This is a genomic window from Luteimonas composti (assembly GCF_042678665.1).
GTDB classification, from domain to species: domain Bacteria; phylum Pseudomonadota; class Gammaproteobacteria; order Xanthomonadales; family Xanthomonadaceae; genus Luteimonas; species Luteimonas composti.
Genome location: NZ_JBHTKU010000005.1, coordinates 376,670 through 396,942, shown reverse-complemented (window position 1 = coordinate 396,942; position 20,273 = coordinate 376,670). Strand labels below are relative to the sequence as shown.

Below are 20,273 nucleotides of genomic sequence, written 5' to 3'. Positions count from 1 at the left end.
TGGGCGTTTCTCGCCTGGCTGCGGGAGACGTATCGATGTTCACGGGTCTGATCGAGGGAGTGGGAACGCTGGCTGCGCGCGAGGCGCGCGGCGGCGACGCGCGGCTGCGTATCGCGGCCGGGACGCTGCCGTTCGCGGACGTGGCGCTGGGCGAGAGCATCGCGGTCAACGGCGTGTGCCTGACCGTGGTCTGGTTCGACGCCACGCACTTCGACGTCGACGCCTCCAACGAGACCCTGGCGCTGACCACGCTCGGCGACCTGGCCACGGGCAGCGCGGTCAACCTCGAGCGGGCCATGCGTCCCGACGGGCGCCTGGGCGGGCACCTGGTCAGCGGGCATGTCGACGGCGTCGGCAGCGTCGTGGAGATCGCCGAAGACGGGCGCGCGCAGCGCTGGACCTTCCGCGCGCCACGGCCGCTGATGAAGTACATCGCGCGCAAGGGTTCGATCTGCGTCGACGGCGTGAGCCTGACCGTGAATGCGGTGGAGGACGACCGCTTCGAAGTGGCGCTGATCCCGCACACGGTGTCGCACACCGCGTTCGGGCAGGCCGCGGCGGGCACCGCGGTCAACCTGGAGGTCGACCTGGTGGCGCGCTACGTCGAGCGGCTGGCGACGGTGCAGGCGCAGGAGGGCGCGGCATGAGCTTCGCGACCGTGCCCGAACTGCTGGAGGAGATCCGCAACGGCCGCATGGTCGTGATCGTCGACGACGAGGACCGGGAGAACGAGGGCGACCTGATCATGGCCGCCGAGCTGGTGCGGCCCTCCGACATCAACTTCATGGTCACCCACGCGCGCGGGCTGGTCTGCCTGTCGCTGACCCGCGAGCGCTGCCGCCAGCTCGGACTGCCGCCGATGGTGCAGTCCAACACCTCGCAGCACCACACCAACTTCACCGTCAGCATCGAGGCGGCCGAGGGCGTGACCACCGGCATCTCCGCCTACGACCGCGCCCACACCATCCGCACCGCGGTGCGACCAGACGCGGGCCCCGACGACCTGTCCCAGCCCGGCCACATCTTCCCGCTGACCGCCGACCCGGGCGGCGTGCTGGCGCGCAGCGGGCACACCGAGGCCGCCGCCGACCTGGCGCGGCTGGCCGGGCTGGAGCCGGCCGGGGTGCTGGTGGAGATCCTCAATCCCGACGGGAGCATGGCGCGCCGTCCCGAGCTGGAGGTGTTCGCGCGCGAGCACGGCCTGAAGATCGGCTCGATCGAGGACCTGATCCGCTACCGGCTCGAGACCGAACACACCGTCGAGCGCGTCGACGAGCGCGCCATCGAGACCGCGCATGGTCCGTTCCGGCTGGTTACCTACCGCGACCGCCTCGGCCATGCACTGCACTTCGCGCTGGTGCGCGGCACGCCCGACCCCGCGCGCGCCTCGCTGGTGCGGGTGCAGCCGCAGAACCTGCTGGCCGACGCGCTGCACTGGCGGCGCGACGATTTCGGCCCGGCCACCGGCGAGGTGCTGGCGAGGCTGGCGGCCGAGGAGGCCGGCGCGCTGGTGCTGCTGGACGAGCCGCACGATCCGGCGGCGCTGCTGGCGCGCATCCGCGCGCAGGACGCCGCGCCGCCGAAGGGCAAGGCTGGTGCGGCAGGCGAGTGGCGGCGCAATGGCGCGGGTTCGCAGATCCTGCACGACCTGGGCTTCGGCCGCCTGCGCGTGCTCGGCACGCCGCGCCGGCAGGTGGGGCTGGCCGGGTTCGGGCTGGAAATCGTCGAATACGTGGCGCCGTAGGCCGCGCCGCGCGCGGATACCGGCGCCTACCCCCACCCGCGTTAGAATTCCCCTCCCGTACGAGAACCCCCCGGCATGAGCCATTACGAAGGCGACCTGCGCGCCCCCGAAGGCGCGCGCTTCGCGATCATCGCCAGCCGCTGGAACCCGCGCATCACCGATGCGCTGGTGGCCGGCGCGCGCAAGGCCTTCGCCGACCACGGCGTCGACGAGGCCGCGGTGGACGTGGTGCGCGTGCCCGGCGCCTGGGAGATCCCGCTGGTCGCGCGCCGGCTGGCGGCGGGCGGCGCGCACCGCGCGCTGGTCGCGCTGGGCTGCGTGGTGCGCGGCGATACCCGCCATTTCGAGCAGGTGGCCGACGGCTGCAGCGACGCGCTGATGCGGATCGCGCTGGACCACGGCCTGCCGGTGGCCAACGGCGTGCTCGCGGTGGACGCGCACGAGGATGCGGAGCGCCGCGCAGGCGGCAGCCATGGCAACAAGGGAGAGGAGTGCGCGCTGGTGGCGATCGAAATGGCGAACCTGCAGGAGAAACTGTCGTGAGTCCCGGCCCGCAGCGCCGCGACGGCCTCGACCCGGTGGCGCGCACGCGTTCGCGTCGGCGCGCGCTGCAGGCGGTGTACGCCATGCAGCTGTCGGGCGTGGACGCGAACAACGCCATCGCCCAGTTCGCGCACGAGCAGGCGCACGAGGTCGCGGACCTGGCCTATTTCGAGGACCTGGTGCGCGGCGTCGGCCAGCACCGCAAGGCGCTCGACGCCTCGCTGCAGCCGTTCCTCGACCGCGCGATCGACGAGGTCGACCCGATCGAGCGCGCGATGCTGCGCATCGCCGCCTACGAACTGCAGCACCGGCTCGACGTGCCCTACCGGGTGGTGATCGACGAGGCGCTGAAGACGGTCAAGCGCTTCGGCTCCGAGCACGGCCACACCTACGTCAACGGCGTGCTCGACCGCGCCGCCGCGCAGTGGCGCGCGCCCGAGGTCCAGTCGCAGCGCAGCTGAGCGCCGCCCCGGCCGCGCGCCGCCACGACCGGCCATGGAGTTCGACCTGATCTCCCGCATCCGCCAGCGCGCCGCTTCGCGCGGCGACGTGGTGCTCGGCATCGGCGACGACGCCGCCCTGCTGCAGCCGACGCCCGGCATGCAGCTGGCGGTGTCGATGGACACGCTCAACAGCGGCGTGCATTTCCCCGAGACCACCGCGCCGGCCGACATCGGCTGGAAGGCGCTGGCGGTGAACCTGTCCGACCTCGCCGCCATGGGCGCGTCGCCGGCCTGGTGCACGCTGTCGCTCTCGCTGCCGTCGCCGGATGCCGCATTCGTGGACGGGTTTCTCGACGGGTTCCTGGCGTTGGCGCAACAGCACGACGTCGCCCTGGTGGGCGGCGACACCACGCGTGGTCCGCTTTCGGTCTGCGTCGCGGTGCACGGCCTGGTCGCGGGAGGCCAGGCGCTGCGACGCGATGGCGCACGCGAAGGCGACGAGGTCTGGGTGACCGGCACGCTGGGCGACGCGGCCGCGGCCCTGGACGCGATGCTGGCGGGTGCGGTCAGCGACCGCGCGCTGCGGGCGCGCCTGGACCGGCCGACGCCGCGGGTCGAGGCCGGCCGCGCGCTGGTCGGCCTGGCCCATGCCTGCATCGACGTGTCCGATGGTCTGCTGGCCGACCTGGGCCATGTCTGCAGCGCCAGCGGCGTGGGCGCGCGGATCGAACTCGACGCGCTGCCGGCATCGCCGTCGCTGGCGCGCTTCGCCGCGCCGGTGCGCCGGCCCTGGCAGGCCGGTGGCGGCGACGACTACGAACTGTGTTTCACCGCGCCCCCGGCCGCGCGCGATGCGGTCGCGGAAGCGCTGGAGGCCGTCGCCGTGCGCGCCAGCCGCATCGGCACGATCACCGCGGGGAGCGGCGTGGTCGCCATCGATGCGCAGGGAAAGCCCTGGCAGCCCCCGCGTCGCGGTTTCGCGCACTTCGCCTGACCGGCTCCCCGCCGGGCCGGCACCGTTGCAGGACGCCCCGCCCGCCTCAGCCCCGCCGGGCCAGCGCCGCCTGCATCCGCTCCAGCGCCTGCAGCAGCAGCGGGCGCGGCATCGCGAAGTTCATGCGGACGTGGCCGGCGCCGGCGTCGCCGCAGTCGCGGCCGTCGGTCAGCGCGACCTGCGCCTCGCGCAGGAAGTAGCGCGCGGCACTGGTGCCGTCGGGAACGCCCAGGCCGCGGCAGTCGATCCAGGCCAGGTAGGTGCCCTGCGGCGCGATGAAGCCGGCCTCGGGCCAGTGCGCGGCGATCCAATCCGAGAGCAGGTCGCGGTTGCGTCGCAGGTACGCCAGCACGTGCTCGAGCCAGGGGCCGCCCTCGCGGAACGCCGCCGCCGAGGCGATCATCCCCAGGCCCGACACGCCGTGCCCGGCGAACAGCGCGAGTCTGCGCCAGCGTTCGAGGTCGGCATCGCTGCTCAGCACCAGCTGCGCGCACTTGAGTCCGGCGAGGTTCCAGCCCTTGGACGCGGAGACCGCCGTGATCGCGTGCCGGGCCGCGGCCTCGCTGACGCTGGCATACGGCACGTGGCGGCCCTCGAGGACCAGCGGCGCATGGATCTCGTCGGCGAACACGCGCGCGCCGTGGCGCTCGACCACCCCGCCAAGCGCGCGCAGTTCGCCGGCGTCGAACACGCGGCCGGTCGGGTTGTGCGGATTGCACAGCACCACCAGCCCGGCGCCGCCGCGCAGTGCGCGTTCGATGCCGTCCAGGTCCATGGCCCAGCCGTCGGGGTGGCGCAGGTGCGGCACCTCGACCACGCGATGGCCGAGGCTTTCGAGCAAGGGCCGGAACGGCATGTAGGCGGGCGTCGGCAGCACCACCGCGGTGTCGCGCGGCACGAAGTGGTGCAGCGCCACCTCCAGCGCGCCCAGCACGTCGCCGACGCCGTGGATGCGCGCCGGATCGACATGCCAGCCGCAGTGCGCCTGCAGCCACCGCGCGCATGCGGACGAGAGTTCGCGCGACAACGCCGGCGTGGGGTAGCCGCAGCGGCCGGCATCGATCGCCTGGCGCAGCGCCGCGGACACGGGCGGTGCGATCCCGAAATCCATTTCGGCGACGAAGGCGCCGATGCTGCCCGGGAAGGCGGTCCACTTCAGCCCGCCGGCCGCGCGCAGCGCCGCCTCGTCGATGCGGTCGAAGTCGGGCAGGCCGTCGGCGGAGGCGGGATCAGGCGTCATCGGCGCGAAAGGCATCGCGGATCCAGTTGAACTCGGGGGCATCGGGATCGCCGCTGGCCTCGACCACGTCGAACCGGCAGGCGGTTTCCCGGTATTGCGGATGGGCGGCGAGGAAATGACCGGCGGCCAGCACCAGCCGTCGCCGCTTTCGCGCGTCTACCGAGGCCGCGCCGCCGCCGTGGCGATCGGAGCGGCGGTAACGCACTTCCACGAAGACCAGTCCTGCGCCGTCCAGCATCACCAGGTCGAGCTCGCCGAAGCGGGCCGCGGCGTTGGACGCGAGCAGCCGCAGTCCGGCCCCGGCCAGGTGGCGTGCCGCGGCGGCCTCGACCGCGGCGCCACGGCCGCGCATGCCGGTGCCGCTGGCGGGCCGCGCAGGCGACATCCGCGCGGACGGCCCGGCTCAGCCGCCGGCGCCGGCCAGCGGCACCACCACGCCGTTGCGGAAGGTGGCCCAGGCCGGCACGCGCACCACGTTGCCGTCCGGGTCCAGGCTGAGCCGGCCGGTGGCGCCTTCAATGCTGGCGGCCGGGTCGTCGGCCAGGTGCTGCAGGTGGCCGCTGAGCAGCCAGGCGTCGTACCCGAAGGCGAACAGGCGCGCCGCCGGGCCGCGCGCGGTCGGCAGGTCCGCGGCCAGGGTCGCGGCGGAGGGCAGCGACGCGACGCCGCGCGTGCGCCAGCTTTCGCTGGCGAAGACGATGCCGTCCAGCGCGCGGTCCTCGTCCGGCTTGCCGGTCCCGGAATCGAGCTGCGATGTCGCCAGCAGCACCTTCTGGCCCAGTCCGGCGGCGAACAGCTGCGGCATCATCAGCCGGGCCTCGTTGCCGCGCAGGGCGATCAGCACCGCGTCGATGCCGCCTTCGCGCGACGCCGCCGCGCGCAGCGCCGGGGTCTGGTCGCCGGGCTCGTCGCCGGTGATCGCCAGCGTGCCGGCGATGGCGCCGCCTTCGGCCTCCAGGCGCGCGCGCAGCGTTTCCACGCTGCGGCGGGCATGGTCGTCGCCATTGCTCAGGACCAGCACCCGGCGCGCGTTGCGTTCGAGCAGGTAGGCCGCCGCGGCGGCGCCTTCGTCCTCGGGCGCCAGCGAGAACTGGCCCGCATTGTCCGGCGGTGCGGTATTGCCGCGGTTGAGCGCCAGCAGCGGCACCGGCGGACTCGTGTTGAAGAAGGTCGAGACCTCGTCGCGGCCGAGCGGACCGAGGATCTGGTCGGCGCCTTCGGCGATCGCACGATCGCGCGCGGACACCGCGCCGGAGGGCGTGCCGGCGGTGTCGTAGAAGACCAGTTCGGGTCGGACGCGGCGTTCGGCGTAGTAGCCGGCCAGCAGGCCATCGCGCACCGGGCCCGCGGCGGTCGCCAGTTCGCCGCTCATCGGCAGGAGGACGGCCAGCTTGCGCGGCGGGCGGTAGCCGTCGCGGTCGCCGGGCTGGCGCGCGGCGTCGAAACTCCAGCGCGGATTGGCTTGCGGCGCCGGTACGACGTCCGTTGTCGCCGGGGGCGCGGCGACCTGCACCGACGCGCAGCCCGCCAGCGTCGCCGCCATGGCCGCGCCCCACATCCATTTCGAGATCTGCCGCATCTGCGGGCTCCGCGGGGGACAATAGCCACGATTCTAGCGTCCCAACCGGGAGAGACGATGACAAGCGGTCCCGCCGCCCCCCGCGCCGCCGGCGTCCTGCACGTGGTCGCCACGCCGATCGGCAACCTCGGCGACCTGTCGCCGCGCGCCCAGGAGGTGCTGCGCGGCGTGGCGGCGATCTGCGCCGAGGACACCCGCCGCAGCGGCCAGCTGCTGTCGCACTTCGGCATCTCCACGCCGCTGGTGGCACTGCACGAGCACAACGAGGAGGCGATCGCGCAGCGCGTGGTCGCCCGCCTGCTGGAGGGCGAATCGCTGGCATTGGTAAGCGATGCCGGCACCCCGCTGGTCAGCGATCCGGGCTACCGCCTGGTCCGCGCCGCCCGCGCGTCCGGCGTGCGGGTGAGCCCGGTCCCCGGCGCCTGCGCGGCGATCGCGGCGCTGAGCGTGGCCGGGCTGGCCAGCGACCGCTTCGCGTTCGAGGGCTTCCTGCCCGCCAAGGCCGCGGCGCGGCGCGAGCGCCTGCGCCAGCTCGCGTCCGAACCGCGCACCCTGGTCTTCTACGAGTCCTCGCACCGCATCGTCGAGGCGCTGCAGGACTTCGTGGCCGCATTCGGCGCATCGCGCGCTGCGGTGCTGGCGCGCGAGCTGACCAAGCTGTTTGAAACGGTGCTCGACGGCGGACTGGCCGAGCTGCTGGATGCGGTACAGGGCGACGACAACCAGCGCAAGGGCGAATTCGTGCTGGTGGTCGAAGGCGCCGGCGACGACGCCGACGCCACCCTGGCCGAAGGCAGGCGCGTGTACGCGCTGCTCAGCGCCCAGATGCCGCCATCGGCCGCCGCCCGGCTGGCCGCCGAGATCACCGGCGCACCGCGCAAGGCGCTCTACGGCAACTGAATCCGCGCGGCCCGGCGCGCCCGGCACGTGCGACAATGCACGCGGCGGAGTCGGCCGGACAGTCGCGTCATCCCTCGCGGATGCCGAGGAAAGTCCGGGCTCCTCAGGGCACGGTGCCAGGTAACGCCTGGGCGGCGCGAGCCGACGGAAAGTGCAACAGAAAGATACCGCCGAACGGTTCTACGGAATGCGTGGCAAGGGTGAAATGGTGCGGTAAGAGCGCACCGCGAGCCTGGCAACAGGCCGGCACGGCAAACCCCACCGGGAGCAAGACCAAATAGGGAGGCTATGCCGCGGCCCGCGGTGTCTCCGGGTAGGTTGCTTGAGCGTAGCGGCGACGCTGCGCCTAGAGGAATGACTGTCCTCGACAGAACCCGGCTTACAGGCCGGCTCCGCCGCCTCCAGACAAAAAAATGCGCACGGCCCCAGGGGAGAGAGAGGAGGGGGGCCGTGCGCAAGACTCAGCTGTCGGGCGGGCTTTGCCGCCGTTGTGCCGAAGGTCGGCCTCGGCCACGGCCGGCCCGGATTCGGCAATGGTCACTGCCCTCGCGAGACCGGGATCCTCGACGACCTCACCTACGGCCTGCGCAACGCCGGCTACCAGGAGACCGAGGGCTTCGACTTCGACGTGTCCTACCGCCTGGGCACGGAGTACGGCAACTTCTCGGCGACCTGGCAGAACACCTACGTCTCCAAGAACAACCTCAAGACCACCAACGACGCGGACACGCCCGAATCGGTGTACGTCAGCTTCGGCGGCAGCTTCCGCCTGCGTTCGAACCTGAACCTGAACTGGGAGAACGGTCCGTACTCGGCGAACTGGGGCATGCGCTACTACTCGGCGATGAAGGAAGAGTGCTACTTCGACGAGTTCTGCAGCGATCCGAACTACGCCGCGCCCGATACCCAGGGCCAGATCGTGCCGATGAACCGGACCGGTTCGAACACCTTCCACGACGTCCAGTTCTCGGTGAAGACCCCCCTGGAACGCCACCGTGGCGGTGGGTGCGAACAACGTGTTCAACCACTACGCGGCGCCGTCGTACGACCAGGCCAACTCGAGCTTCGCCTACTACGGCGGCTTCGACATCGGCCGGTTCGTGTTCATGAAGTACCAGCAGCGCTTCTGATCCCGGCGCCTGCTGTTCCGGCCGCGGTCCCTGCGGGGGCCGCAGCTTTTTTTTGGCCAGCCTCCGGCCCTGGTCACGCGGGCGGCCCCCCCCCCCCCGGCCCCGTGTGATGGAGGCACGCCGCGACCCGGCGTGGCTGGGGCAGGCGCGGGACGCCGGTGCCGGCGAGGTTCTCCGTCGCCACCGGCGGCAGACGGCGCCGTCTGGGCCGTCAGGCAGCCTGGCGAGCGCCTTGGCCGGGCCACCGCCTCGTCCACCCCGTTTGTCCGGACCGTCCTGTTAAGCGGTGGGCTGGTCGCGTGGCCGACAGCGCCCCGGAGGCGAAATATTCGCCGATTCTCAAAATTTGAGACTAATCAGCAGCTTGTGGATAAGGCTTGAACAAGTCTGTGAACTATCGCGCAAGTCATTGACCGGATTAATGAAATTTCCACATCAAAGCTGTTGACATCCCCATGACCCGTCCATAAGGTGGCGCTTCGTGGGGAAACCGGGAATTTCGTGGTTTTCCGATGCTGAAGCCCGCCGCAGACGGGCACCTCCGGGCAGGATGTGGTGTTCCAGGGCGAGACCGCCATCACGATCGACGACAAGGGCCGGCTGGCGATCCCGACCAGCTACCGGGACCTCGTCGCGTCCGAGTGCGGCAATCGCCTGGTGATCACCTACAACCCCTTCGAGAAGGGCTCGCTCTACATCTACCCCTATGCCACCTGGGAAAAGGTGCGCGACGGGGTCAACGCGCTGCCCCGGCTCAAGGCCGCCAATCGCGCGCTGCAGCTGAAGCTGGTGGGCGCGGCCGCCATCGTCGAGCCCGACGGCAACGGCCGGATCCCGATCCCCGCCAGCCAGCGCGCCGCCATCGGCATCGAGAAGAAGGCCGTGCTGCTGGGCATGGGCGACAAGTTCGAACTGTGGAGCGAGCAGGCCCACCGCGCGCAGATCGAGACGCCGCTGGCGGACGAGGATTTCGGCGACGAACTGGTTGGACTGCAGTTGTGAGCGGGGGTGCTGCGGACGCCCGCGCCGCGCACCTTCCGGTGATGTTCGAGCAGGTCATGGAAGGGCTGCGCGTGGTCGAGGACGGGACGTATCTCGACGGCACGTTCGGGCGCGGCGGACATGCGCGCGGCGTGCTCGAGAGGCTGGGTGAGGGAGGCAGGCTGCTGCTGATGGACAAGGATCCCGAAGCGGTTGCGGTCGCCGGACGCGAGTTCGGCGCCGACGCACGCGTCGCGATCCGCCGCGGCAGCTTCGCCGACCTCGGCCACTGGGATGCGGTGGCCGCCGGACTGGACGGCGTGCTGCTCGACCTCGGGGTGTCCTCGCCGCAGCTGGACGTGGCCGGCCGCGGCTTCAGCTTCGGCAAGGACGGTCCGCTCGACATGCGCATGGACCCGGACAGCGGCGAGAGCGCGGCGCAGTGGCTGGCGCGCGCCGAGGAGAGCGAGATCGCCGACGTGCTGTGGACCTACGGCGAGGAACGCATGAGCCGGCGCATCGCGCGCGCGATCGTCGCCCGCCGCGCCACGCAGCCGCTCACCCGCACCACCGAACTGGCCGAGCTGATCGCCTCCGTGGTGCCGCGCGGCCGCCACGACATCCATCCGGCCACCCGCTCGTTCCAGGCGATCCGCATCCACGTGAACCGCGAACTCGAGGATCTCGAGCGCGGCCTCGCCGCCGCGCACGACGCGCTGCGCCCAGGCGGGCGGCTGGCGGTGATCAGCTTCCATTCGCTCGAGGACCGCATCGCCAAGCGCTTCATCGCCGCGCGCGCCAAGGCGCCGCCGGGCAACCGCCGCCTGCCCGAGGCGACCGGCTTCGTACCCACGCTGCGCGCGATCGGCGACGCGGCCAAGGCGCGCCCGGACGAGCTGGCGGCCAATCCCCGCGCCCGCAGCGCGGTGCTGCGCGTGGCCGAGAAGCTGGCCACGGGGGCGCGGCCATGACCCGCCTGCTCGTCGCCGTGCTGGTCGTGGCCAACGCCATCAGCGCCATCGGCGTGGTGCACGCGCGCCACCAGCACCGCGAGCTGTACGTGCAGCTGACCCGACTCGAGCGCGCCCGCGACGAACTCAACATCGAGTTCGGGCGGCTGCAGCTGGAACAGGCCACCTGGGCCGAGAGCAACCGCATCGACCAGGTCGCGCGTACGCGCCTGGGCATGAAGTTCCCGGCCACGGACGAGATCGTGGTGGTGCGTCCATGAAGTTCATCCGCACCTCCGGCGGTTCGGCGAAGAAGCCGCGCCCGCGCGCCCAGTTCAACCTGCAGGGCCGGCTGATGCTCGTCGGCGGGGCGATGGCCCTGTGCGCGGTGGCGCTGGTGGTGCGGGCGGTCGACCTGCAGCTGGTGGACAACGCCTTCTATCAGCAGAAGGCCGACGCGCGCTTCCTGCGCGAGGTGCCGATCCCGACCTCGCGCGGCATGATCACCGACCGCAACGGAGAGCCGCTGGCGGTGTCCTCGCCGGTGGAGTCGCTGTACGCCAATCCGCAGGAGCTGGCCAACAACCCGGCCGCGATCGCGCGCCTGGCCGAGGCCACGGACCTGCCGCTGGACTACCTCACCCGCTACGTCTCGCAGCGCAAGGACAAGGAGTTCATGTACGTGCCGCGGCACCGCCGGATCAACCCGGCCGTGGCGCAGAAGATCCTGGCGCTGAAGATCCCGGGCGTGTTCTCGCAGCGCGAGTTCCGCCGCTTCTATCCGCAGGGCGAGGCGGTGTCGCACGTACTGGGCTTCACCAACATCGACGACCAGGGCCAGGAGGGCGTGGAACTGGCCTTCGACGAATGGCTGCGCGGCACGCCCGGCCTGCAGAAGGTGATCCGCGACCGGCACGGCCGCATCGTCGAGCACGTCGACCTGCTGCGTCCGGCCGAACCGGGCAAGGACCTGGTGCTGAGCATCGACCGCCGCATCCAGTTCCTGGCCTATCGCGAGCTCAAGCGCACCCTGCTCGAGACCGGCGCGGCCAGCGGCTCGGTGGTGATCCTGGACGTGGCCACCGGCGAAGTGCTGGCGATGGCCAACCTGCCCTCGTACAACAACAACCGCGTCAGCGGCGAGAACCGCGACGCGTACCGCAACCGTGCGGTCACCGATCTCCTCGAGCCCGGCTCGACCATGAAGCCGCTGACGGTGGCCGCCGGCCTGGAAGCCGGCGTGATCACGCCCACCACGCGCTTTGATACCAGTCCCGGCTGGATCCCCAACGGCCGCTATCGCACCAGCGATTTCCGCAACTACGGCGTGCTCGACACCACCGGGGTGATCACCAAGAGCTCGAACGTGGGCGTGTCGAAGATCGTCAAGCTGCTGCCCGACAACAGCTTCGACGCCTTCCTGCGCCGCTTCGGCTTCGGCAGCAGCACCGGCAGCGGCTTCCCCGGCGAGGCGCCGGGCACCTTCCCCACGCCCGAGCGCTGGAGCGGCACCACCAAGCAGACCCTGTCCTACGGCTACGGGCTGTCGGTCACGCCGCTGCAGATCGCGCGCGCCTACGCCGCGCTCGGCAACGGCGGTCGGCTGGTCACGCCCACCTTCGTCAAGGGCGGCCACAGCGGCGAGACGCAGCAGGCGCTGGACCCGGCGATCGCCGCCCAGGTCGTGGAGATGATGCAGACCGTCACCGAGCCGGGCGGCACCGCCACCCGCGCCGCGATCCTGGGCTACCACGTGGCCGGCAAGACCGGTACCGCGCGCAAGTCCTCCGGCGGCGGCTACGCCAGGCGCTACATCGCCTATTTCGCCGGCCTGGTGCCGGTGGAACGGCCGCGCTTCTCGGTGACGGTGGTGGTCAACGATCCCGACACGTCCGGGGGCGGCTCGACCTATGGCGGCGGCTGGATCTCCGCGCCGCTGTTCGCGCGGGTGATGGAGGGCGCGCTGCGGCTGATGGACGTGCCGCCGGACGACATCGACACCTGGATCGCCGCGCAGTCGGCCGAAGAGGCCAAGCGCGCGCGTGCGCTGGCCGCGGCCGCGCCGGCAGCGTCCGCCGCGCAGCGGGGAGCGGCGCCATGAGTCGCGCCATGCCGCTTGCGCAGCTGCTGCCCGACGTGGCCGGCGTGCCGGCTGGGCTCGCCGTGTCGGGCCTGGTGCTTGACAGCCGCGACGTGCACCCCGGCGATGGCTTCGTCGCGATCGGCGGCTTCGGCACACATGGCCTGCACTTCACCGCGCAGGCCAGGGAAGCCGGCGCCGCGGCCATCCTGTTCGAACCGCCGGTGCCCGCCGACGTGCCGGCGCCGCCGGCGGACGCGATCGCGGTGCCGGGCCTGCGCGCGCGCATGGGCGCGATGGCCGACGCCTTCCACGGCCAGCCCTCGAGGCGGATGACCACGATCGGGGTCACCGGCACCAGCGGCAAGACCTCCACCGTGCAGCTGCTGGCGCAGGCGCTGGAGCTGTGCGGCACCCGCGCCGGCACCATCGGCACGCTGGGCGCCGGCCTCTACGGCCAGGCGCGCGCCACCGGCTTCACCACGCCGCTGGTGCTGCAGACCCATGCGCTGCTCGCGCAACTGCGCGACGAGGGCGCACAGGCCGTGGCGATGGAGGTCAGCTCGCACGCGCTCGACCAGGGACGCGTGGACGCGGTGCATTTCGCGGTCGGCGTGTTCACCAACCTCAGCCGCGACCACCTCGACTACCACGGCGACATGGAGACCTACGGCGCGGCCAAGGCCCGCCTGTTCGCCACGCCGGGCATGCGCACGGCGGTGGTGAACCTGGACGACGCCTACGGGCGCCGCCTCGCGCTGGACCTGCCCGGATCGCTGCAGGCGATCGGCACCAGCGCGCGCGGCGCCGACGACGCGGACGTGCGCGCCACGCACGTCGCGCTCGATGCCGACGGCATCGCGTTCGACCTGCACCTGGCCGGCAGCGTCGCTCGCGTGCGGTCGCCGCTGCTGGGCCGCTTCAACGTCGACAACCTGCTGGTGGTGGCGGGCGTGCTGCACGCCCTCGGCCAGCCGGTGGACGCGATCGCGGGCGTGCTGTCGCGGCTGCAGCCGATTGCCGGGCGCATGAACCGCCTCGGCGGCGGCGACCGGCCGCTGGTGGTGGTCGACTACTCGCACAAGCCCGACCCGCTGGAGCAGGCGCTGCAGTCGCTGCGCGGCCACCTGCGCGGGCGGCTGGTGTGCGTGTTCGGATGCGGCGGCGAGCGCGATACCGGCAAACGCCCGCAGATGGCGGCCATCGCCGAGCGCCTGGCGGACGAAGTGGTGGTGACCGACGACAACCCGCGCGGCGAGGACGGCGACGCCATCGTCGCAGGTATCCTCGCCGGCTTCGCCGAGCCCGCGCGCGTGATCGTGCAGCGCGACCGTCGCGCCGCGATCGCCGGCGCCATCGCCCGCGCGCGCGCCGGCGACATCGTCCTGGTCGCCGGCAAAGGCCACGAGACCTACCAGGAAGTGGCCGGCGTCAAGCATCCGTTCGACGACGGCGTGGTCGCCCGCGAGGCGCTGGGAGGCGGCGCATGACCCCGATGGCGCTGGCACGCATCGCGCAATGGACCCACGGCCGCCTGCTGGGCGACGACCTGCCGATCGACGCGGTCGCGACCGACACGCGCACGCTGGACGCGCGCGACCGACGCGCCACGCTGTTCGTCGCGCTCAAGGGCGAACGCTTCGACGGCCACGACCATGTCGCCGCCGCGGCGGATCGCGGCGCGCGCGCCGCCCTGGTCTCGCGGGAAGTGGACGCGCCGCTGCCGCAGGTGGTGGTGGCCGACACCGAGCGCGCGCTGGCTGCGCTGGCGTCGGCGATGCAGCGCTCGCGCACGACCAGGGTCGTCGGCATCACCGGCAGCAACGGCAAGACCAGCGTCAAGCAGCTTGTCCACGCCATCGCCGCACGTTCGCTGCGCGCCTATGCCAACCCCGGCAACCGCAACAACGAGATCGGCCTGCCGCTGGCGGTGATCGACGCGCCGGAAGACGCCGAGGTGGCGGTGTACGAGATGGGCGCCGGCAAGCCCGGCGACATCGCCTACCTGACCGCCATCGCCCGCCCGGACGTGGCCCTGGTCAACAACATCGCGCCGGCGCACCTGGAGCGCATGCACAGCCTGCTCGGCATCGCCGACACCAAGGCCGCGGTCTACGACGCGCTGCCGCACGACGGCGTCGCGGTGATCAACGCCGACGACGCGTTCGCGCCGTACTTCGCCGAACGCGCCCACGGCCGGCGCCTGCTGCGTTTCGGCCTGGAGGCCAGCGCCGACGTGACCGCCCGCGCCGTGTCCAGCGATGCGGACGGGTCGCGCTTCGTGCTCGTCGCTCCCACCGGCGAGGTCGACGTGGTCCTGCCGCTGCCCGGCCGGCACAACGTCTCCAACGCCCTGGCCGCCGCCTCGATCGCGCTGGCGCTGGGCATCCCGCTGGAGGAGATCGCCGCCGCACTCGGCGACGCCCAGCCGGTGAAGGGTCGCCTGGTCCAGCACCGCCTGGCCGGCGGCGCGGTCCTGATCGACGACAGCTACAACGCCAATCCCGGCTCGCTCAACGCCGCGATCGACACCCTGGCCTCCGGCGGCGGCGAGGCCTGGCTGGTGCTCGGCGACATGCGCGAACTGGGCGGCGACGCCCGCGACCTGCACGCCGAGGCCGGGCGCCGCGCGCGCCGCGCGGGGCTGGCCCGCGTCTACGCGCTGGGTCCGCTGAGCGCTGCCGCTGCCGAAGCCTTCGGCGAGGGCGGCCGGCATTTCGACCACCACGACGCGCTCGCCGCGGCACTGGCCGCGGACCTGCATCCGGGCGTCCGGATGCTGGTCAAGGGTTCGCGCGGAAGTGCCATGGACCGCATCGTCGATGCGCTGCTGGCGCGCGCAACAGGGGAACACGATGCTGCTTGAACTGGCACGCTGGCTGCAGCAGGTCGAGGGGCTGTTCGGCCTGTTCGGCTACCTGACCTTCCGCGGCATCCTCGCCGCGCTGACGGCGCTGCTGCTCTCGCTGTGGTGGGGACCGGCGGTGATCCGCCGGCTCGCCCAGTACAAGGGTGGCCAGCCGATCCGCCAGGACGGCCCGCAGACGCACTTCTCCAAGGCCGGCACGCCGACCATGGGCGGCGCGCTGATCCTGTTCACCATCACCGCCTCGGTGCTGCTGTGGGGCGACCTGCGCAACAAGTACGTGTGGGTGGTGCTGCTGGTGATGCTGGCGTTCGGCGCGATCGGCTGGTACGACGACTGGATCAAGATCGTCAAGCGCGATCCCAACGGCCTCAAGTCGCGCTGGAAGTACCTGCTGCAGTCGGTCTTCGGCCTCGCCGCCGGCCTGTACCTGTACCTCTACGCCGACGTGCCGGCGGCCACGACCTTCTACGTGCCGCTGTTCAAGTCGGTGGCGCTGCCGCTGGCCGGCGTCGGCTTCGTGGCGATCGCCTACTTCTGGATCGTCGGCTTCTCCAACGCGGTCAACCTCACCGACGGCCTCGACGGGCTGGCGATCATGCCCACCGTGCTGGTCGCCGGCGGCATCGCCGTGTTCGCCTACGCCTCGGGCCACGCCGAGTTCTCGCGCTACCTGCAGATCCCGCCGGTACCGGGCGCGGGCGAGCTGATCATCATCTGCGCGGCGATCGCCGGCGCCGGCCTGGGCTTCCTGTGGTTCAACACCTATCCGGCGATGGTGTTCATGGGCGACATCGGCGCGCTGGCGCTGGGCGCGGTGCTGGGCACCATGGCGGTGATCGTACGCCAGGAGCTGGTGCTGGTGATCATGGGCGGCATCTTCGTCATCGAGACGCTGTCGGTGATGATCCAGGTGGCCAGCTTCAAGCTCACCGGCAAGCGCGTGTTCCGGATGGCGCCGATCCACCACCACTTCGAGCTCAAGGGCTGGCCCGAGCCGCGCGTGATCGTGCGCTTCTGGATCATCTCGGTGATCCTGGTGCTGGTCGGCCTCGCCACGCTGAAGGTGCGCTGATGGCCGTGACCGCAGACTCCCGCATGTTCGACAGCAGCCGCCAGGCCACGCGCCTGGAGGCCATCGACGGCCGCTACGACGGCTGGCTGATCGCGATCGCCACGGCCATCGCCGCCTTCGGCGTGGTCATGGTCGCCTCGAGTTCGATCGCGGTGGCGGTCAACCACGGCGAAGGACCCTTCTACTACCTCGTCCGGCACATCGTGTTCCTCGCGGTCGGTATCGGCCTGTGCGCCGCGGTGATGCGCACCGACCTCAAGCTGGTGGAGAAGTATCCGCAGGCTCTGCTCGGCGCCTGCGCGCTGATGCTGCTGATGGTGTTCGTGCCGGGCCTGGGCCACACCGTGAACGGTGCGCGCCGCTGGGTGAACCTGGGCGTTTCGAACTTCCAGATCGTCGAGGCGGTGAAGATCTTCTACCTGGTCTGGCTGGCCAGCTACCTGGTGCGCTTCCGCGACGAGGTCAACGCCGGCTGGGGCGCAATGCTCAAGCCGATCGGCGTGGCGATCGTGCTCGTGGCGCTGTTGCTGATGCAGCCGGATTTCGGTTCGGCCACCATGCTGCTGGCGGTCACCGCGGGCATGCTGCTGCTCGGCGGCGGCCACCTCAAGCGCATGATGCTTCCCGTCGCCTGCCTGCTGCCCGCGCTGGTCGCGGTGGCGGTGATCGAACCGTACCGCCTGCGCCGCATCACCTCGTTCTGGAACCCCTGGGAAGACCAGCTCGGCGCCGGTTACCAGCTCAGCAACGCCCTGATGGCGATCGGCCGCGGCGAATTCTCCGGCGTCGGCCTGGGCGCATCGATCCAGAAGCTCTCCTACCTGCCCGAAGCGCACACCGACTTCATCTTCAGCGTGATCGGCGAGGAGCTGGGTTTCCTCGGCCTGCTGTTCGTGATCGGGCTGTTCGCCGCCCTGGTCGGGCGCGCGCTGTGGATCGGCTACCGCTGCGTGGAGATGCGCCGCCACTTCGCCGGCTACGTCGCCTTCGGCGTGGCGCTGATGATCGGCCTGCAGAGCCTGGTCTCGATGGGCGTCAACCTCGGCCTGCTGCCGACCAAGGGCCTGACCCTGCCGCTGATCTCGTCGGGTGGCTCCAGCGTGATGATGACCTGCGTGGCGATCGGGCTGCTGCTGCGCGTGTCCTACGAACTCGACCGCGCCCAGCGCCAGGTCGCGCGCCTGCGCGGCATGGGTGCGGGCGCGCCCCCGGGCGGCGAATCCGCGCCGCCGCCCCCCACCACCCAGCCGCCGCCTTCCGCGGTGGCCGCCGCACGCGGCACCAGCCGCCTGCGCCCGCGCATCGAGCCGACCCTGGGCGGACTCGGGAGGAACGCATGATCCGCCGCCTGCTCGCCGCCAGCGAGCTCACCAAGGAAAGCATCGCCCGCGCGTTCTCGCGCGTGCACTTCGTCGGCATCGGCGGCGCCGGCATGAGCGGCATCGCCGAGGTGCTGTGCACGCTGGGCTACCAGGTCTCGGGCTCGGACACGGCCGACAACGCGACCACCCAGCGCCTCACGCGGCTGGGCGCGACCGTGCATCGCGGCCACGCCGCGGCCAACGTGCTCGGCTGCGACTGCATCGTGGTCTCCAGCGCGATCCGCCCGGACAATCCCGAGTTGATGGAGGCACGCTCGCAGCGCATTCCGATCGTGCCGCGCGCAGAAATGCTGGCCGAACTGATGCGCTTCCGCCGCGGCATCGCCGTGGCTGGCACGCACGGCAAGACCACCACCACCTCGCTCACCGCCAGCGTGCTGGGCGAGGGCGGACTGGATCCGACCTTCGTGATCGGCGGACAGTTGCTCGCCGCCGGCGCCAACGCACGCCTGGGCGGCGGGCAGTGGCTCGTGGCCGAGGCCGACGAAAGCGACGGAAGCTTCCTGCGCCTGAACCCGCTGATCGCGGTCGTCACCAATATCGACGCCGACCACCTGGAAAACTACGGCGGCGACTTCGCCCGCGTGCAGTCGGCATTCTCCGAGTTCCTGCACCGGTTGCCGTTCTACGGCCTGGCGGTGCTGTGCGTGGACGATCCCGAGGTGGCGAGGCTGGCCCAGGACACGCCGCGCCACGCGATGACCTACGGTTTTTCGCAGGGCGCGGACGTGCGCGCCGAGGACGTCGAGCAGCAGGGCACCGCGATGCGCTTCACCCTGTGCCTGCCGGACGGCTCGCGTACCCCGGTGACGCTCGCCCTGCCGGGCCGCCACAACGTGCTTAACGCGCTGGCTGCCTCGTCGATCGGCTGGCAGCTGGGCGTGGAGCCTGCCGCGATCGCCGCGGCGCTGGAGAAGTTCCAGGGCATCGGCCGCCGCTTCAACCTGCTGGCCGAGCTGCGTACCGCGCAGGGCGCGCGGGTGCAGCTGGTGGACGACTACGGTCACCACCCGAAGGAGCTGGCCGCGGTCTTCGACGCGGCCCGCGGCGGCTGGCCCGACCGCCGCCTCGTGGTGGCGTTCCAGCCGCACCGCTATACCCGCACCCGCGACCAGTTCGACGATTTCGCCGCGGTGCTGTCGGACGTGGACGCGCTGGTGCTGACCGAGGTGTACCCGGCCGGCGAGCCGCCGATCGCGGGCGCCGACGCCAAGGCCCTGGCGCGGGCCATCCGCGCGCGCGGCCGCATCGATCCGGTCGTGGTCAACGGCGCCCAGGAGCTGGCCAGCGTGCTGCCGGACGTGCTGCAGGACGGTGACCTGCTGCTGATGATGGGCGCCGGCGACATCGGCCACGCCGCCCAGCAGCTGGCGCGCGAAGGTTTCGCGGAGGTGCCGCGATGAGCCCGGCCGTGCCCGCGCTGCGCGTCACCGACCCGGCCGCGTTCGGCCGCGTGGCGGTGCTGATGGGCGGCACCAGCGCCGAGCGCGAGGTGTCGCTGGATTCCGGCAACGGCGTGCTCGCCGCGCTGCGCTCGCGCGGCGTGGACGCGACGGCCGTCGACGGCATCCCGGCCCTGGTCGACGCGATCCGCGCCGGCCGCGTGGACCGCGTGTTCAACATCCTCCACGGCAACCGCGGCGGTGGCGAGGACGGCGTGGTGCAAGGGCTGCTCGAGGCGCTGGGCGTGCCGTACACCGGCCCCGGCGTGCTGGGCAGTGCGCTGACCATGGACAAGATCCGCACCAAGCAGGTGTGGATCGCCGAAGGCCTGCCGACGCCGCGCTTCGCGCGCGTGCCCGCTGGCGGCGACCTGGCCGCGGCGATTGCGACCGTCGGCCTGCCGGCGTTCGTGAAACCCTCGTGCGAGGGTTCCAGCGTGGGCGCCGCGCGGGTGGTGGCCGAATCCGACGTCGCGCATGCGGTCGAGGTCGCGCGCGCGTACGGCGGCGAGATGCTGGTCGAGGAGATGGTGGTGGGCGACGAGCTCACCGTCGCCGTCCTGGGCGACGTGGCGCTGCCGTCGATCCGGATCGTGCCAGCGGGCGAGTGGTACGACTACAACGCCAAGTACCTTGCGGACGACACCCAGTACCTGTGCCCGGGACTGGAGGATGCCGAGGAGCGCGCCATTGGAGAGCTCGCGCTCGCGGCCTTCAACGCCGCCGGCTGCAGCGGCTGGGGCCGCGTCGACCTGATGCGCGAGCGCGCCAGCGGCCGCCTGCTGCTGCTGGAAATCAATACCGCCCCCGGCATGACCAGTCATTCGCTGGTGCCGAAGGCCGCCGCCCAGCTGGGCATCGACTATGCCGAGCTGTGCTGGCGCGTGCTCGAGCAGACCGTGGAGGTGGCGTCCGCATGAACGC

20 protein-coding genes and 1 other RNA gene are annotated in these 20,273 nt (G+C 72.0%); 18 read left to right on the top strand and 3 right to left on the bottom strand.

The window, feature by feature from the left end; translation table 11 throughout:
• Positions 1-35 precede the first annotated feature (35 nt).
• The 5 genes from ACFQ2D_RS16680 (at position 36) to thiL (ending at position 3,724) form a co-directional block, all read left to right on the top strand.
• Positions 36-647: a riboflavin synthase gene (locus ACFQ2D_RS16680; RefSeq protein ID WP_280941561.1), complete on the top strand. Its 612-nt coding sequence runs from the start codon at positions 36-38 to the stop codon at positions 645-647.
• Positions 644-1,744, top strand: coding sequence for a 3,4-dihydroxy-2-butanone-4-phosphate synthase (gene ribB, locus ACFQ2D_RS16675; RefSeq protein WP_280941562.1), 1,101 nt, complete (start codon positions 644-646; stop codon positions 1,742-1,744). The genes ACFQ2D_RS16680 and ribB overlap by 4 nt, the downstream gene beginning before the upstream one ends.
• 75 nt (positions 1,745-1,819) lie before the next feature.
• Positions 1,820-2,287: a 6,7-dimethyl-8-ribityllumazine synthase gene (gene ribH, locus ACFQ2D_RS16670; RefSeq protein WP_280941563.1), complete on the top strand. Its 468-nt coding sequence runs from the start codon at positions 1,820-1,822 to the stop codon at positions 2,285-2,287.
• Positions 2,284-2,748 carry a transcription antitermination factor NusB gene (nusB, locus tag ACFQ2D_RS16665; protein ID WP_280941564.1) on the top strand — a complete coding sequence of 155 codons (465 nt, stop codon included), beginning with the start codon at positions 2,284-2,286 and terminating at the stop codon, positions 2,746-2,748. The genes ribH and nusB overlap by 4 nt, the downstream gene beginning before the upstream one ends.
• Positions 2,749-2,782: 34 nt before the next feature.
• Positions 2,783-3,724: a thiamine-phosphate kinase gene (gene thiL, locus ACFQ2D_RS16660; protein WP_280941565.1), complete on the top strand. Its 942-nt coding sequence runs from the start codon at positions 2,783-2,785 to the stop codon at positions 3,722-3,724.
• 46 nt (positions 3,725-3,770) lie between these two features.
• Here thiL and ACFQ2D_RS16655 read toward each other — a convergent pair whose 3' ends face one another.
• From ACFQ2D_RS16655 to ACFQ2D_RS16645, 3 genes are read right to left on the bottom strand one after another with little or no spacing between them, the layout of a single operon-like run.
• Positions 3,771-4,964, bottom strand: coding sequence for a MalY/PatB family protein (locus tag ACFQ2D_RS16655; protein ID WP_280941566.1), 1,194 nt, complete (start codon positions 4,962-4,964; stop codon positions 3,771-3,773).
• Positions 4,954-5,316 (bottom strand): YraN family protein, encoded by a 363-nt coding sequence (locus tag ACFQ2D_RS16650; protein WP_280941607.1) that lies wholly within the window; start codon positions 5,314-5,316, stop codon positions 4,954-4,956. The genes ACFQ2D_RS16655 and ACFQ2D_RS16650 overlap by 11 nt, the downstream gene beginning before the upstream one ends.
• A 51-nt stretch (positions 5,317-5,367) precedes the next feature.
• The gene (locus tag ACFQ2D_RS16645) at positions 5,368-6,543 is read right to left on the bottom strand and encodes a penicillin-binding protein activator (RefSeq protein WP_280941567.1); all 1,176 of its coding nucleotides are present in this window, start codon (positions 6,541-6,543) and stop codon (positions 5,368-5,370) included.
• 57 nt (positions 6,544-6,600) lie between these two features.
• On the opposite strand from ACFQ2D_RS16645, the gene rsmI reads away from it, so the two are divergent.
• The 13 genes from rsmI (at position 6,601) to ACFQ2D_RS16580 (ending at position 20,269) form a co-directional block, all read left to right on the top strand.
• Entirely contained in the window at positions 6,601-7,443 is an 843-nt protein-coding gene (gene rsmI, locus ACFQ2D_RS16640) for a 16S rRNA (cytidine(1402)-2'-O)-methyltransferase (RefSeq protein ID WP_280941568.1), read from the top strand.
• A gap of 46 nt (positions 7,444-7,489) precedes the next feature.
• An RNA gene (gene rnpB / locus ACFQ2D_RS16635) (RNase P RNA component class A) lies at positions 7,490-7,841 on the top strand.
• A gap of 92 nt (positions 7,842-7,933) precedes the next feature.
• Positions 7,934-8,683, top strand: coding sequence for a hypothetical protein (locus ACFQ2D_RS16630; protein WP_280941569.1), 750 nt, complete (start codon positions 7,934-7,936; stop codon positions 8,681-8,683).
• A gap of 445 nt (positions 8,684-9,128) precedes the next feature.
• A complete protein-coding gene (locus tag ACFQ2D_RS16625) occupies positions 9,129-9,575 on the top strand; it encodes a division/cell wall cluster transcriptional repressor MraZ (protein ID WP_280941570.1) in 447 nt (148 codons plus the stop codon).
• Positions 9,572-10,525 carry a 16S rRNA (cytosine(1402)-N(4))-methyltransferase RsmH gene (gene rsmH / locus ACFQ2D_RS16620; RefSeq protein WP_280941571.1) on the top strand — a complete coding sequence of 318 codons (954 nt, stop codon included), beginning with the start codon at positions 9,572-9,574 and terminating at the stop codon, positions 10,523-10,525. The genes ACFQ2D_RS16625 and rsmH overlap by 4 nt, the downstream gene beginning before the upstream one ends.
• Positions 10,522-10,785 carry a cell division protein FtsL gene (gene ftsL, locus ACFQ2D_RS16615; RefSeq protein ID WP_280941572.1) on the top strand — a complete coding sequence of 88 codons (264 nt, stop codon included), beginning with the start codon at positions 10,522-10,524 and terminating at the stop codon, positions 10,783-10,785. The genes rsmH and ftsL overlap by 4 nt, the downstream gene beginning before the upstream one ends.
• Positions 10,782-12,605, top strand: coding sequence for a peptidoglycan D,D-transpeptidase FtsI family protein (locus ACFQ2D_RS16610; protein ID WP_280941573.1), 1,824 nt, complete (start codon positions 10,782-10,784; stop codon positions 12,603-12,605). The genes ftsL and ACFQ2D_RS16610 overlap by 4 nt, the downstream gene beginning before the upstream one ends.
• Entirely contained in the window at positions 12,602-14,074 is a 1,473-nt protein-coding gene (locus tag ACFQ2D_RS16605) for a UDP-N-acetylmuramoyl-L-alanyl-D-glutamate--2,6-diaminopimelate ligase (protein ID WP_280941574.1), read from the top strand. Before ACFQ2D_RS16610 ends, ACFQ2D_RS16605 begins: the two co-directional genes overlap by 4 nt.
• Positions 14,071-15,450, top strand: a complete 1,380-nt coding sequence (locus tag ACFQ2D_RS16600) for a UDP-N-acetylmuramoyl-tripeptide--D-alanyl-D-alanine ligase (protein WP_280941575.1) — start codon at positions 14,071-14,073, stop codon at positions 15,448-15,450. The genes ACFQ2D_RS16605 and ACFQ2D_RS16600 overlap by 4 nt, the downstream gene beginning before the upstream one ends.
• Positions 15,440-16,525 (top strand): phospho-N-acetylmuramoyl-pentapeptide-transferase, encoded by a 1,086-nt coding sequence (gene mraY / locus ACFQ2D_RS16595; RefSeq protein ID WP_280941576.1) that lies wholly within the window; start codon positions 15,440-15,442, stop codon positions 16,523-16,525. The genes ACFQ2D_RS16600 and mraY overlap by 11 nt, the downstream gene beginning before the upstream one ends.
• 23 nt (positions 16,526-16,548) lie before the next feature.
• Positions 16,549-17,865, top strand: a complete 1,317-nt coding sequence (ftsW, locus tag ACFQ2D_RS16590) for a putative lipid II flippase FtsW (protein WP_280941608.1) — start codon at positions 16,549-16,551, stop codon at positions 17,863-17,865.
• Positions 17,862-19,310, top strand: coding sequence for a UDP-N-acetylmuramate--L-alanine ligase (murC, locus tag ACFQ2D_RS16585; protein ID WP_280941577.1), 1,449 nt, complete (start codon positions 17,862-17,864; stop codon positions 19,308-19,310). The genes ftsW and murC overlap by 4 nt, the downstream gene beginning before the upstream one ends.
• Positions 19,307-20,269, top strand: coding sequence for a D-alanine--D-alanine ligase (locus ACFQ2D_RS16580; RefSeq protein ID WP_280941578.1), 963 nt, complete (start codon positions 19,307-19,309; stop codon positions 20,267-20,269). The genes murC and ACFQ2D_RS16580 overlap by 4 nt, the downstream gene beginning before the upstream one ends.
• The last annotated feature ends 4 nt before the right edge of the window (positions 20,270-20,273 follow it).